The following is a 13,262-nucleotide window of genomic DNA, read 5'->3' on the forward strand; positions in this document are numbered from 1 at the left end:
TTCAGAGCTTTTTGAGGGGTTCTTTTCAGGTTTTTTTACAAAAGGAATTCTTGCACCACGCCAGACCCGCTCCATAGCAGAGGCAGGATATTTCGCAAGTGCTCGGGACTGGCACTGGTCCAGAATTGCGCTTCGCGGGATGGGCCCGAAGCGAGCAACTCACGCTCGGCCAGCAAGCGATGAAGTTGCCGGGCAACCGCGGCGCCGGTGTCGATCAGGCTGATGTCGTCGGCGATCATCTGCTTGAGCAACGGCTTGAGGAAGGGATAGTGGGTGCAGCCGAGAATGATGGTGTCACACCCCGCCGCCAGCAACGGTTCGAGGTAACCGTGCAATAACTGGCGCAACGCCGGGCTGTGCAGGTCACCCGCTTCAATCAGTTCAACCAGCCCCGGGCACGGTTGAGTGATGACCCGCACATCGATGGCAAAACGATCGAGCAAGGCGGCGAATTTGGCGCTCTGCAAGGTCCCGGTGGTCGCCAGCACGCCGACCACACCACTGCGGGTTGCTGCAGCCGCCGGTTTGACCGCGGGCTCCATGCCGACGATGGGCCACTGCGGATAGTCGCGACGCAAGTCGGCAACGCCCGCCACCGTTGCCGTGTTGCAGGCCAGCACCAATGCCTTGGCCCCCTGCTTGACGAAGAATTCAGCCATCACACTGCAGCGCTGGCGAATGAACTCCGGGGTCTTTTCACCGTAGGGAATATTGCCGCAATCGGCGACGTACAGCAGCGACTCGTTGGGCAGCAAACGCTTGATTTCAGCCAGCACCGAGAGCCCGCCGACACCGGAATCGAACACGCCAATCGGCGCTTCACGCATGTTTGGGTCCACAAACGCTGCAGCCTGGATCACGCTTGACGCGCAATTCGCGAAAACGCGTGCCCAGGGCATCGATCAACAGCAACCGACCCACCAGCGGCTCGCCAAAACCGACCAGCAATTTCAACGCTTCAAGGGCTTGCAGGCTACCCACCAGCCCCACCAGCGGCCCCAGCACCCCAGCTTCGCTACAGGTCAGTTCGGCTTCGCTGCCGTGCCCGTACAGGCAGTGGTAGCAAGGACTCTCGGGCCGGCGCGGATCAAACACTGAAAGCTGCCCTTCCAGGCGAATCGCCGCGCCGCTGACCAAAGGTTTTCCGGCCAGCACACAGGCGGCATTGACCGCTTCGCGGGTCGAGAAATTATCGGAACAATCGAGCACCAGATCGACTGCAGCCACGACCTCGGCCAGAGAGTCTTCATCAAGGGCGGCGCGATGGGCGATCAGTTGGATCTCGGGATTGATCGCGGTCAGGCGATGAATCGCCGAGTCGACCTTGCTCAGGCCCACGCTGTTGGTGTCATGCATGACCTGCCGTTGCAGGTTGGTCAGGTCGACGGTGTCGAAATCCGCCAGATGCAGCTCGCCGATCCCCGCCGCAGCCAGGTATAGAGCCACTGGCGAACCGAGCCCGCCAAGACCGACGATCAACACACGGCTGTTCTTCAGGCGCAGCTGGCCGTCGATGTCGACGTGCTGCAACAGAATCTGCCGGCTATAGCGCAACAGCTCTTGATCATTCAGCACGGCAGGCGCCCCAGGCTGATGCGTTCGTGGCCGCCCAGGTCCAGGCGACTGTGGACGTGTTCAAAACCCTGGGTCAGCAGCAGATCACGCACCGCAGCGGCCTGATCGTAGCCGTGCTCGAGCATCAGCCAGCCGCCGGCCTCAAGGTATTGTGGGGCCTGGGTGATGATCAAACGCAAATCATCCAGCCCGTCGGAACCGGCCACCAACGCACTGGCCGGTTCGAAACGCACGTCACCTTCCACCAGATGCGGGTCGGCGTCGGCAATGTACGGCGGGTTACTGATAATCAGCTGATAACGCTGACCTGCCAGCGCACTGAACCAATGACTGCTCAGTACCGTCGCGTTGCGCAAATGCAGGCGCTGACGGTTGCGCTCGGCCAGGGCCACGGCTTCGAGCACCCGATCCACCGCCGTGACCTGCCAGGCCGGACGCTCGCTGGCCAGGGCCAGGGCGATCGCGCCGCTGCCGGTGCCCAGATCGAGGACCCTGGCTGGCGTGGCCGGTAACAATTCCAGCGCGGCCTCCACCAGCAGTTCGGTGTCTGGCCGCGGGATCAGGGTATGGGGTGCGACCTCCAGGTCGAGCTTCCAGAAGCCTTGCTGACCAAGGATGTAAGCCACTGGTTCGCCACTGCGGCGGCGCTGCAAATAGCCGGCAAAAATCAGCGCGGCTTCGCTGCTGACAATCCGCTCTGGCCAGGTGTGCAGAAAGCTCCGGGACTTGCCCAGGGCCGCCGCCAGCAACAACTCGGCATCCAGCCGGGCCGTGGGCGAGTCAGGCAGGTCGGCAGCGCGCAACAGGCTGGCAATAATCGTCATTTACTCACCTATTGCTGCCAGTTGATCCGCTTGAAACTCCGCCAGCAATGGCTCGATTACCGCATCGACGCCACCCGCGAGAATTTCATCGAGGGAATACAGGGTCAGGTTGACCCGGTGATCGGTTACCCGGCCCTGGGCGAAGTTATAGGTGCGGATCCGCTCGGAGCGATCCCCCGAACCCACCAGCAACTTGCGCTCGCTGGCGATGGCATTGGCCGCGGCGCTGGTCTGCTGGTCGTTCAACTTGGCCGACAGCCAGGACATGGCTCGTGCACGGTTCTTGTGCTGGGAACGCTCTTCCTGACACTCGACCACAATTCCCGAAGGCAGGTGAGTGATGCGGATTGCCGAGTCAGTCTTGTTGACGTGCTGACCACCGGCACCCGAGGAGCGATAGGTGTCGACCCGCAGATCCGCCGGGTTGATCTCGATCGCTTCCTGTTCATCCGGCTCAGGCAATACCGCCACGGTACAGGCCGAGGTGTGGATACGGCCCTGGGATTCAGTGGCCGGAACCCGCTGCACGCGCTGGGCACCGGATTCGAATTTCAGCTTGCCGTAGACATTGTCGCCTTCGACCCGGGCAATGACTTCTTTATAGCCACCGTGTTCGCCAATGTTCTCCGAGAGAATCTCGACCCGCCAGCCACGACGCTCGGCGTAGCGCGAATACATGCGAAACAGGTCGCCGGAGAAAATCGCCGCTTCGTCACCGCCGGTGCCGGCACGAATCTCGAGAAACACGTTGCGCCCGTCGTTGGGATCCTTGGGCAGCAGCATGCGTTGCAGATCACCTTCGAGCTCGATCAGCCGCTCTTTGGCTTCGCGCACTTCCTCCACGGCCATTTCACGCATGTCCGGGTCGCTGTCCTTGAGCAGCGCCTGGGCGCCTTCGAGGTCGGACTGGACCTTGAGCAGCTGGGAATAAGTGCTGACAATCGGTTCAACTTCTGCGTATTCCTTGGAATAGGTGCGGAACTTGAGCTGATCGGAAATGACTTCGCCATCGCCAAGCAAGGCGGTCAGTTCCTCGAAACGGTCCTGGAGGATGTCCAGCTTATTGAGCAGTGACGCTTTCATTGCGGTTTTTTATCCGAAGAGCTATCCGAAGGGCCCTCACCGAGAGCAAAAAGTTCCTGGGCCATGGCCAGGGCATCGAGGCGGCCTTCGGCGGTCAGCTTTTTCAATTGCACGCTCGGCGCATGCAGCAATTTATTGGTCAGGCCGCGGGCCAATTGCACCAGCACGTCCTCGGCGTTGCTGCCATTGGCGAGCATGCGCTGGGCCTTGAGCAACTCTTCATCGCGCAGGCGTTCGCTCTGCTGACGGTAGGCCTTGAGCACATCCACCGCCGCCAGTTCACGCAGGCGCACCATGAAGTCGTCGGCGCCGATGGAGACCATCTCTTCAGCCGCCTGGGCAGCACCCTGACGGCTCTTGAGGTTTTCGGCGACCACGTCGTGAAGATCGTCGACGCTGTACAGGTAAACGTCGTCCAGTTCGCCGACTTCCGGCTCGATATCACGAGGTACAGCGATGTCGACCATGAAGATCGGTTTGTGCTTGCGCAGCTTCAATGCGCTCTCGACCGCGCCCTTGCCCAGAATCGGCAACTGGCTGGCGGTGGAGCTGATGACGATATCGCTGCGAACCAGTTCTGCCGGAATATCCGAGAGCAGCACTGCGTGGGCACCAAATTGCTCGGCCAGGATGCTCGCGCGCTCCAGGGTCCGGTTGGCCACCACTATGCGCTTGACGCCCAGTTCATGCAGATGCCGGGCGACCAGGGTGATGGTTTCGCCGGCACCGATCAACAGCGCCTGGCTGCGTTGCAAGTCACTGAAAATCTGCTTGGCCAGGCTGACGGCGGCGAAAGCCACCGACACCGGGTTTTCGCCGATGGCGGTGTCGGTACGCACCTGTTTGGCCGCATTGAATGTGGCCTGGAACAAGCGCCCGAGCAGCGGCCCGATAGTGCCCGCCTCGCGAGCCACGGCATAAGCCGATTTCATCTGACCGAGAATCTGCGGTTCGCCGAGCACCAGCGAGTCCAGCCCCGAAGCCACCCGCATCATGTGACGAACTGCCGCATCGTCTTCATGCACATAAGCACTGGCGCGCAGCTCTTCGATGCTCAAATGGTGGTAATCGGCCAGCCAGCGCAGCACGGAGTCAGACGAAAGGTGATCCTGTTCTATATAGAGTTCACTGCGATTGCAGGTGGAGAGGATCGCAGCTTCGCGGCTGTCGGTGAGGCGGCAGAGCTGCTGCAAGGCCTCAACCAACTGCTCTGGGGTAAAAGCCACGCGCTCGCGGACGTCTACTGAAGCAGTCTTGTGGTTAATACCGAGTGCAAGGAAGGCCATTCAAGGTCGCTGATGATGTCGAGAAGCCGACAATTGTCCTACTTCGCCAGATCCAGAACAACCACTGCCGCACCGAATACCCTGTCGGAGCTGCCGAAGGCTGCGATCTGTTGGCACTTTCAGGTCCATCGAAGGTCAAGATCAAAAGGTCGCAGGCTCCGCCAGCGCCTACATTAAGTGTTCAATCGTCTGTCAATATGAATTGCCTGGCCCGGTTATGTTTGACCGAAGGCTTGTGTCATGATGATCCGACCGCAGGTTAGTCGTCCTCCTCCTATATGAATAGATCTTCCTCGTTGCTCCTCGCTTTTGTCTTGCTCAGCGGCTGCCAGTTCCTGGCACCCGTTCCACCGGACAGCACGCCGCCGGTTGAAGACAGCACTCCGGCGCCTGAAAAGCCAAAGGTCTACAGCTCGTTCAGCGAAGACACGATCTTCAGCCTGCTGAGCGCGGAACTGGCAGGCCAGCGCAATCGTTACGACATTGCCCTGGACAACTACGTGACCCAGGCCATCAATACTCAGGATCCCGAGATCTCCGAGCGGGCCTTTCGCATCGCCGAATACCTGGGCGCCGATCAGGCCGCACTGGATACCGCGCTGATCTGGGCGAAAAACGCCCCGGATGACCTGGAGGCGCAACGCGCCGCGGCCATTCAACTGGCACGCAGCGGGCGCTATGACGACTCCATGGTCTATATGGAGAAAGTCCTGCAAGGCAAAGGCGACACCCATTTCGACTTTCTGGCCTTGTCTGCCGCCGATACCGATCAAGAAACCCGCAACGGCCTGATGAAAGGTTTTGACCGTTTGCTGCAAAAGTACCCGAACAACGGCCAGTTGATCTTCGGCAAAGCCTTGATGCTGCAACAGGACGGTGATTCCGAGGGCGCCTTGGGCCTGCTCGAGGATAATCCGCCGGAAGAAGGTGAAATAGCGCCGTTGCTGCTGCGCGCACGCCTGCTGCAAGCATTGAATCGTGGCCCGGAAGCCTTGCCGCTGCTGGAAAAAAGCATTCGCAAGTATCCGGACGACAAACGCCTGCGCCTGACCTATGCGCGCATGCTGGTCGAGCAGGACCGCATGGATGACGCCAAGGTCGAATTCTCCAGCCTGGTCCAGCAATACCCGGAAGATGACGATTTGCGCTACTCCCTGGCACTGGTCTGCCTGGAAGCCAAGGCCTGGGAAGAGGCCAAGGGTTATCTGGAAGACTTGGTCGCCCGGGAAAGCCACGTCGATTCGGCGCACCTGAACCTCGGTCGGATCGCCGAAGAACGCAATGACCCGCAAGGCGCGCTGATCGAGTACGCCCAGGTCGGCCCGGGCAATGACTACCTGCCGGCGCAACTGCGCCAGGCCGACATCTTGATCAACCACGGTCGCACCAGTGAAGCCCGAAGCCGTCTGGCCACTGCCCGCGATACTCAGCCCGATTACGCGATTCAGTTGTACCTGATCGAAGCCGAGACCCTGTCAGCCAACAAGCAGGGCGAGCTGGCCTGGAAAGTCCTGCAGCAGGCCTTGCAGCAATACCCGGACGATCTGAACCTGCTGTATACCCGCGCCATGCAGGCAGAGAAGCGCAACGACCTGGCGCAAATGGAGAAAGACCTGCGCCTGATCATCCAGCGTGATCCGGACAATGCCATGGCATTGAACGCCCTCGGCTACACCTTGTCCGACCGTACGACGCGTTATGCCGAGGCCAAGGCGCTGATCGAGCAGGCTCATCAGCTGACCCCGGAAGATCCGGCGGTACTCGACAGCCTAGGCTGGGTGAATTTCCGCCTGGGCAACCTCGATGAGGCTGAACGCCTGCTGCGTCAGGCCCTTGAGCGGTTCCCCGATCAGGAAGTCGCCGCGCACCTGGGCGAAGTCCTGTGGGCCAATGGCAAACAACGCGAAGCCAGGCAAATCTGGGGCAAGTTCCTCAAGGATCAGCCCGACAGCCCAATTCTGCGCAGCACCATCAAGCGCCTGACCGGTTCCGAGACTCTTTAAGATTATGTTTTTGCGCCACGTTATCGTTTTCAGCTTCATCGCCCTGCTCGCCGGTTGCGCGGGCCTGGGCCCCCGCGAGTCTGTCGAGGGGCATGGCAACGCCGCGCAATGGCGCGAGCACAAACAGCAACTGAGCAGCCTCGATGGCTGGCAGATCAGCGGCAAGGTCGGCATTCGCGCCCCGAAAGATTCGGGCAGCGGCACCTTGTTCTGGCTGCAACGTCAGGATTACTACGACATCCGCCTCTCCGGCCCGCTGGGGCGCGGTGCGGCACGCCTGACCGGTCGCCCGGGGCAGGTATCACTGGAAGTCGCCAACCAGGGACGCTATGAAGCGCCTACGCCCGAAGCCCTGCTCGAAGAGCAGCTGGGCTGGAAGCTGCCGGTCTCGCATCTGGTCTGGTGGGTCCGCGGCCTTCCCGCGCCTGACAGTAAAAGCCGTCTGAACCTCGATGCCGATAGCCGCCTGGCCAGCCTCGACCAGGATGGCTGGAAGGTCGAGTACCTGAGCTATGCGCAACAGAGCGGCATCTGGCTGCCCGAACGGATCAAGCTGCACGGCCCCGACCTCGACGTCACGCTGGTGATCAAGGACTGGCAACCGCGCAAGCTGGGGCACGTTGGGGCAATAAAATGACGGCAACCCGGCTGACCTTGCCCGCTCCGGCAAAACTCAACCTGATGCTGCACATCCTCGGTCGCCGCGAAGACGGCTATCACGAACTGCAAACGCTGTTTCAGTTTCTCGATTACGCCGATGAACTGACCTTTGCCGTTCGTGATGATGGTGTCATCAAGCTGCATACCGAATTCGATGGCGTGCCCCACGACAGTAATTTGATCGTGCGCGCGGCAAAAAAACTTCAGGAACAATCCGGTTCCACGCTGGGAATGGATATCTGGATAAAAAAAATCCTGCCCATGGGCGGTGGAATCGGTGGCGGCAGTTCAAATGCCGCGACTACCCTGCTCGGCCTCAATCATCTTTGGCAGCTGGGTTGGGATGAAGATCGGCTGGCCGATCTGGGCCTGACTCTAGGCGCCGACGTCCCGGTTTTCGTGCGTGGACACGCCGCTTTTGCTGAAGGCATTGGGGAAAAACTCACGCCTGTAGACCCCGAAGAACCGTGGTATCTGGTGCTTGTGCCGCAAGTCTCTGTAAGTACAGCAGAAATTTTTTCAGATCCGTTGTTGACACGTAACTCTTCTCCCATTAAAGTGCGCCCCGTTCCCAAGGGAAACAGTCGAAATGACTGCTTACCGGTTGTAGCAAGGCGTTACCCAGATGTACGTAACGCTTTGAATTTGTTAGGTAAATTTACCGAAGCAAAATTAACCGGCACTGGAAGTTGTGTGTTTGGGGGCTTCCCAAGCAAAGCTGAAGCTGATAAAGTCTCGGCCCTTCTTACAGAGACCCTTACAGGGTTTGTAGCAAAGGGAAGCAACGTTTCGATGTTGCATCGCAAGCTGCAAAGTCTGCTCTAAAAGGAACCGAGTGCTGGGCACTCGTTGCAACAAATACAGGGGCGTCGCCAAGCGGTAAGGCAGCAGGTTTTGATCCTGCCATGCGTTGGTTCGAATCCAGCCGCCCCTGCCATTTTCTAATACTCATCCAGGTTACCCTCAGCCTTCAGGTACTGCGCGTGTCCAAGATGATGGTCTTTACGGGGAATGCTAACCCCGATCTGGCTCGGCGTGTTGTACGTCAGCTGCATATCCCTCTCGGCGACATCTCTGTCGGTAAATTCTCCGACGGCGAAATCACAGCCGAGATCAATGAAAATGTCCGCGGTAAAGATGTCTTCATTATTCAGCCGACTTGCGCTCCGACCAACGATAACCTGATGGAACTCGTCGTGATGGCTGATGCCTTCCGCCGCTCCTCAGCGACTCGAATCACAGCTGTAATCCCCTACTTTGGTTATGCCCGTCAGGATCGCCGTCCGCGTTCCGCACGTGTGGCTATCAGCGCGAAAGTCGTCGCTGACATGCTCACCGTGGTCGGCATCGATCGTGTTCTCACGGTTGATTTGCATGCTGACCAAATCCAGGGATTCTTCGATATTCCGGTAGATAACATCTACGGCTCCCCCGTTCTGGTGGATGACATCGAAGACCAACGCTTCGAAAACCTGATGATCGTGTCCCCGGACATTGGCGGCGTCGTGCGTGCACGTGCTGTTGCCAAATCCCTGGGCGTGGATCTCGGGATCATCGACAAGCGCCGTGAGAAAGCCAATCACTCTGAAGTGATGCATATCATCGGTGATGTCGAAGGGCGTACCTGTATTCTGGTCGATGACATGGTCGATACCGCCGGCACTCTGTGCCACGCGGCGAAAGCCTTGAAAGAGCATGGCGCGGCTAAAGTCTTTGCCTACTGCACACACCCTGTGCTGTCGGGCCGGGCGATCGAGAACATCGAGAATTCCATGCTGGACGAACTGGTGGTGACCAACACCATCCCGTTGTCCGCTGCTGCTCAAGCCTGTTCGCGTATCCGTCAACTGGATATCGCACCGGTAGTTGCCGAAGCGGTTCGCCGCATCAGCAACGAAGAATCGATCAGCGCGATGTTCCGTTAAGGGTCAAACCTTAGCGACATCCCGCCGACGAAAAGCGCCCCGCCCTAACACTCTGTTGGGGCGGGGCTTTTTTGCCCATATCGCCTTTAGCGCTGGTCGCAAACGCTGGGGTGAATGTGGTTATTTTGGAGATACAACATGAACGATTTTACTCTGAATGCTGAAGTGCGTTCCGACCTGGGGAAAGGTGCGAGCCGCCGCCTGCGTCGTCTCGCAAGCCTGGTTCCAGCTGTAGTTTACGGTGGCGAAAAAGCCCCTGAATCCATCAGCATGCTGGCCAAAGAAGTTGCCAAACTGCTCGAAAACGAAGCGGCTTACAGCCACATCATCGAGCTGAACGTTGGCGGCACCAAGCAAAACGTAATCATCAAAGCCCTGCAGCGTCACCCGGCCAAAGGCCACGTGATGCACGCTGACTTTGTACGCGTTGTAGCTGGCCAGAAACTGACCGCTATCGTGCCTGTACACTTCGTTGGTGAAGAAGCGCCGATCAAGAAAGGCGGCGAAATCTCGCACGTTATTTCTGAAATCGAAGTTTCCTGCCTGCCGAAAGACCTGCCTGAATTCATCGAAGTTGACCTGGCTGACGCCGAAGTCGGCTCGATCATTCACCTGTCCGACCTCAAAGCCCCTAAAGGCGTTGAGTTTGTTGCTCTGGCTCACGGTAACGACCTGGCTGTTGCCAACGTTCACGCTCCACGTGTTGCTCCAGAAGCTACAGAAGGCGCTGCAGAGTAATTCACTCTGTACGCCGGAGTTGATGGAAACATCGCGGACTAGAGCGTAGCGAGAAAGCGGGCGAGAACGCGGAGTTTACATAATGGTAAATGAGCATTTTTCGTCCACTTTCGCCGCACAACCTGATTGCGGCGATGTTATCCACCACTCCAAGGAAGGGCCCCTATCGTGACTGCCATTAAACTGATCGTTGGCTTGGGAAATCCAGGCGCTGAATACGAACAGACCCGGCATAACGCAGGGGCCCTTTTTGTTGAACGCATCGCGAACGCACAAGGCGTAAACCTTGTGGCCGATCGCAAATATTTCGGCCTGACCGGGCGCTTCTCACACCAGGGTCAGGATGTTCGTCTGCTGATTCCCACCACCTACATGAACCGCAGCGGCCAGGCCGTAGCGGCACTCGCTGGTTTCTTCCGCATCAAGCCTGAAGAAATCCTGGTGGCGCATGACGAACTCGACCTGCCTCCCGGCGTCGCCAAGCTCAAACAGGGCGGCGGCCATGGCGGTCACAACGGGTTGCGCGACATCATTGCGCAGCTAGGCAATCAGAATACCTTTCATCGCTTGCGGCTTGGCATTGGCCACCCGGGCGTTGCCAGTATGGTTTCAAACTTTGTCCTGGGTCGTGCGCCACGCGCCGAACAGGAAAAACTCGATGCCAGCATCGATTTTGCCCTCGGCGTGCTGCCGGATATCTTCGCCGGTGAATGGAACCGCGCGATGAAAAACCTGCACAGCCAGAAGGCCTGACTCTTATCCAAGGGGAAACACCATGGGATTCAACTGCGGCATCGTCGGCCTGCCTAACGTCGGCAAGTCCACCCTGTTCAACGCCCTGACCAAATCCGGTATCGCGGCCGAGAACTTCCCCTTCTGCACCATTGAACCGAACACCGGTATCGTGCCGATGCCGGATAAGCGTCTGGACGCGTTGGCGGCCATCGTCAATCCCAAGCGCATCCTGCCGACTACCATGGAATTCGTCGACATCGCCGGCCTGGTTGCCGGCGCCTCGAAAGGTGAGGGCCTGGGCAACAAATTCCTGGCCAACATCCGCGAAACCGATGCCATCGCCCACGTGGTCCGCTGCTTCGAAGACGAGAACGTGATCCACGTCTCCAACAGCGTCGACCCGAAACGCGACATCGAGATCATCGACCTCGAGCTGATCTTCGCCGACCTCGACAGCTGCGAAAAGCAACTGCAGAAAGTCACCCGCAATGCCAAGGGCGGTGACAAGGACGCAGTGGTCCAGAAAGGCCTGCTGGAACAGTTGATCGCTCACTTCACCGAAGGCAAGCCCGCGCGCAGCCTGATGAAGAGCATGAGCACCGACGAAAAGGCGGTGATCCGCGGCTTCCACCTGCTGACCACCAAGCCGGTGATGTACATCGCCAACGTTGCTGAAGACGGTTTCGAAAACAATCCGCTGCTGGACGTGGTCAAGGCCATTGCCGAAGAAGAAGGCGCGATCGTGGTACCGGTCTGCAACAAGATCGAAGCGGAAATCGCCGAGCTCGACGACGGCGAAGAAAAAGACATGTTCCTCGAAGCCCTGGGCCTCGATGAACCTGGCCTGAACCGCGTGATCCGCGCCGGCTACGAAATGCTTCACCTGCAGACCTACTTCACCGCCGGTGTCGAAGAAGTCCGCGCCTGGACCGTAAAAGTCGGTGCTACCGCGCCACAAGCAGCCGGCGTGATTCACACCGACTTCGAGAAAGGCTTCATCCGCGCTGAAGTCATCGCCTACAACGACTTCATTCAGTACAAGGGCGAAGCCGGCACCAAAGAAGCCGGTAAATGGCGCCTGGAAGGCAAGGATTACATCGTTAAAGACGGCGACGTGATGCACTTCCGTTTCAACGTGTAAAAGCCACACCCAAGAAAAAGCCGCGTCACGACGCGGCTTTTTTGTGCCTGAAACAATCGTCGGCTCACCCCCCATTTAATGCGGGCTTGCTCGCGATTGCATCACCGCAGTGTAGCTGACAGACCGCAGTGCCTGCATCGCGCGCGAGTGTTTTTCGTCGATCAAACCAGCGACCCGCTAGCCTTCTCCAACAGTGCCCAAGGCTGCTCTGCGAACGTCTCGCGCCACTGCGAATAATAACCGGCATCGCGCAGTTTCTGACGGAAAGCCTCGGGGGCAACGCTACTCAGGATCAGTCCTTTGCCACTCAGCACCTCGATAACACCCCGCTGCATCGTTCGCAGATCGGCACGCATGTTCACCCCGGCCTCGTTGATGTGCCTTGTCACGAGTGCCTGCACCGGCGCGGGCAGCCTGGCGAACTTCGACAGGTTGCCGAGGATCCAGAAGCCGTCCCACATGTGGTTGGTCATCGAGCAGTACTTCTGCACTTCATACAACTTGGCGGAAGCAATCAACGTCAGCGGGTTTTCCTGGCCCTCAACGATATGGGTCTGCAACCCGGAATAGACCTCGGAGAAGTTGATGCTGGCCGGGGCAGCCTCGAAGCTGCGAAACATCGACATGATGATAGGGCTTGGCGGTACCCGTAACTTCATCCCAACGAGGTCACCTGGCGTCGCGATCGGCCGGGTACTCGTGGTCGTGACCCGGAAACCGTTATCCCAGATTTTCTCGAAGGCGAACAACACCTCACTCTTGGCAATCTCGGCGCGGATGTGTGCGCCCAACTCTCCATCCATCGCGGCCCACACCTGATCGTAGTCCTTGAACGCGAAGCCTACTGCGCTGATCTGCGCAGAGGGTATCAACGTGCCGAGGATGACCGGTGGCCCGGCATAAAAATCGATGGCCCCGGAACGTGCCTGGGCGAGCATGTCGGTGTCGCCGCCCAGTTGGCTGCTGGGGAAGACCTGCAGCGCAACACTGCCTTGCGACTCTTCGGCAATACGCTTGGCGGCCTCGCGTGCACGGACATTCATGGGGTGGCTCAGGGGCAAATTGTTGGCGAACTTCAGTCGAAACTCTGCTGCTCGGCTGTTTTCGCTATACAGGCCTGATCCCACGGCCAGCACCGCCGCTGAGGCGAGGGACAGGGTCTGGACAAATCGGCGACGTGAGATGCCGGTCATGATGACTCTCCACTTGATTTTTTTATGGATAAAAGAGTGCATTGACAGCATAGCGATTGATTTGTAGTCTGTATACAGAACACGAAAAAAGGAAAGCGG

13 protein-coding genes and 1 tRNA gene are annotated in these 13,262 nt (G+C 58.8%); 8 read left to right on the plus strand and 6 right to left on the minus strand.

The annotated features are described in order from the left end of the window. Positions 1-35 precede the first annotated feature (35 nt). The 5 genes from murI to hemA are packed head-to-tail and all read right to left on the minus strand — an operon-like array spanning position 36 to position 4,768. Positions 36-827, minus strand: coding sequence for a glutamate racemase (gene murI, locus F8N85_RS02750; RefSeq protein WP_150802142.1), 792 nt, complete (start codon positions 825-827; stop codon positions 36-38). After that, entirely contained in the window at positions 820-1,575 is a 756-nt protein-coding gene (locus F8N85_RS02755; protein ID WP_150802143.1) for a molybdopterin-synthase adenylyltransferase MoeB, read from the minus strand. The genes murI and F8N85_RS02755 overlap by 8 nt, the downstream gene beginning before the upstream one ends. Further along, a complete protein-coding gene (gene prmC, locus F8N85_RS02760) occupies positions 1,569-2,399 on the minus strand; it encodes a peptide chain release factor N(5)-glutamine methyltransferase (RefSeq protein WP_150802144.1) in 831 nt (276 codons plus the stop codon). The genes F8N85_RS02755 and prmC overlap by 7 nt, the downstream gene beginning before the upstream one ends. Beyond that, on the minus strand, positions 2,400-3,482 hold the full coding sequence (prfA, locus tag F8N85_RS02765) for a peptide chain release factor 1 (RefSeq protein WP_150802145.1): 1,083 nt from the start codon (positions 3,480-3,482) through the stop codon (positions 2,400-2,402). Beyond that, positions 3,479-4,768 (minus strand): glutamyl-tRNA reductase, encoded by a 1,290-nt coding sequence (hemA, locus tag F8N85_RS02770; RefSeq protein ID WP_150802146.1) that lies wholly within the window; start codon positions 4,766-4,768, stop codon positions 3,479-3,481. Before hemA ends, prfA begins: the two co-directional genes overlap by 4 nt. 278 nt (positions 4,769-5,046) lie before the next feature. On the opposite strand from hemA, the gene F8N85_RS02775 reads away from it, so the two are divergent. The 8 genes from F8N85_RS02775 to ychF all read left to right on the plus strand — a co-directional run bounded on the left by F8N85_RS02775 (position 5,047) and on the right by ychF (position 11,970). Beyond that, on the plus strand, positions 5,047-6,771 hold the full coding sequence (locus F8N85_RS02775) for a tetratricopeptide repeat protein (RefSeq protein WP_150802147.1): 1,725 nt from the start codon (positions 5,047-5,049) through the stop codon (positions 6,769-6,771). A gap of 4 nt (positions 6,772-6,775) precedes the next feature. Further along, entirely contained in the window at positions 6,776-7,408 is a 633-nt protein-coding gene (gene lolB, locus F8N85_RS02780) for a lipoprotein insertase outer membrane protein LolB (RefSeq protein WP_150802148.1), read from the plus strand. Next, positions 7,405-8,256, plus strand: a complete 852-nt coding sequence (gene ispE / locus F8N85_RS02785) for a 4-(cytidine 5'-diphospho)-2-C-methyl-D-erythritol kinase (protein ID WP_150802149.1) — start codon at positions 7,405-7,407, stop codon at positions 8,254-8,256. Before lolB ends, ispE begins: the two co-directional genes overlap by 4 nt. A gap of 37 nt (positions 8,257-8,293) precedes the next feature. Next, positions 8,294-8,368, plus strand: a tRNA-Gln gene (locus tag F8N85_RS02790). A gap of 46 nt (positions 8,369-8,414) precedes the next feature. Then, entirely contained in the window at positions 8,415-9,356 is a 942-nt protein-coding gene (locus F8N85_RS02795; protein WP_003208392.1) for a ribose-phosphate pyrophosphokinase, read from the plus strand. 138 nt (positions 9,357-9,494) lie between these two features. After that, positions 9,495-10,094, plus strand: coding sequence for a 50S ribosomal protein L25/general stress protein Ctc (locus F8N85_RS02800; RefSeq protein ID WP_150802150.1), 600 nt, complete (start codon positions 9,495-9,497; stop codon positions 10,092-10,094). Positions 10,095-10,262: 168 nt separating this feature from the next. Beyond that, positions 10,263-10,847, plus strand: a complete 585-nt coding sequence (gene pth, locus F8N85_RS02805) for an aminoacyl-tRNA hydrolase (protein ID WP_150802151.1) — start codon at positions 10,263-10,265, stop codon at positions 10,845-10,847. A gap of 22 nt (positions 10,848-10,869) precedes the next feature. Then, a complete protein-coding gene (gene ychF, locus F8N85_RS02810) occupies positions 10,870-11,970 on the plus strand; it encodes a redox-regulated ATPase YchF (protein ID WP_150802152.1) in 1,101 nt (366 codons plus the stop codon). Positions 11,971-12,131: 161 nt separating this feature from the next. Here ychF and F8N85_RS02815 read toward each other — a convergent pair whose 3' ends face one another. After that, complete coding sequence (locus F8N85_RS02815) at positions 12,132-13,163, minus strand: TRAP transporter substrate-binding protein (RefSeq protein ID WP_150802153.1); 1,032 nt, start codon at positions 13,161-13,163, stop codon at positions 12,132-12,134. Positions 13,164-13,262: the final 99 nt, after the last annotated feature.

The organism is Pseudomonas fluorescens, assembly GCF_902497875.1.
GTDB lineage: Bacteria > Pseudomonadota > Gammaproteobacteria > Pseudomonadales > Pseudomonadaceae > Aquipseudomonas > Aquipseudomonas fluorescens_BR.

Bases quoted from the DNA above. Each gene is read 5' to 3' on its own strand.
- murI (WP_150802142.1), bottom strand. From the start codon at position 827: ATGCGTGAAGCGCCGATTGGCGTGTTCGATTCCGGTGTCGGCGGGCTC.
- prmC (WP_150802144.1), bottom strand. From the start codon at position 2,399: ATGACGATTATTGCCAGCCTGTTGCGCGCTGCCGACCTGCCTGACTCG.
- prfA (WP_150802145.1), bottom strand. From the start codon at position 3,482: ATGAAAGCGTCACTGCTCAATAAGCTGGACATCCTCCAGGACCGTTTC.
- hemA (WP_150802146.1), bottom strand. From the start codon at position 4,768: ATGGCCTTCCTTGCACTCGGTATTAACCACAAGACTGCTTCAGTAGAC.
- F8N85_RS02775 (WP_150802147.1), top strand. From the start codon at position 5,047: ATGAATAGATCTTCCTCGTTGCTCCTCGCTTTTGTCTTGCTCAGCGGC.
- lolB (WP_150802148.1), top strand. From the start codon at position 6,776: ATGTTTTTGCGCCACGTTATCGTTTTCAGCTTCATCGCCCTGCTCGCC.
- ispE (WP_150802149.1), top strand. From the start codon at position 7,405: ATGACGGCAACCCGGCTGACCTTGCCCGCTCCGGCAAAACTCAACCTG.
- F8N85_RS02800 (WP_150802150.1), top strand. From the start codon at position 9,495: ATGAACGATTTTACTCTGAATGCTGAAGTGCGTTCCGACCTGGGGAAA.
- ychF (WP_150802152.1), top strand. From the start codon at position 10,870: ATGGGATTCAACTGCGGCATCGTCGGCCTGCCTAACGTCGGCAAGTCC.
- F8N85_RS02815 (WP_150802153.1), bottom strand. From the start codon at position 13,163: ATGACCGGCATCTCACGTCGCCGATTTGTCCAGACCCTGTCCCTCGCC.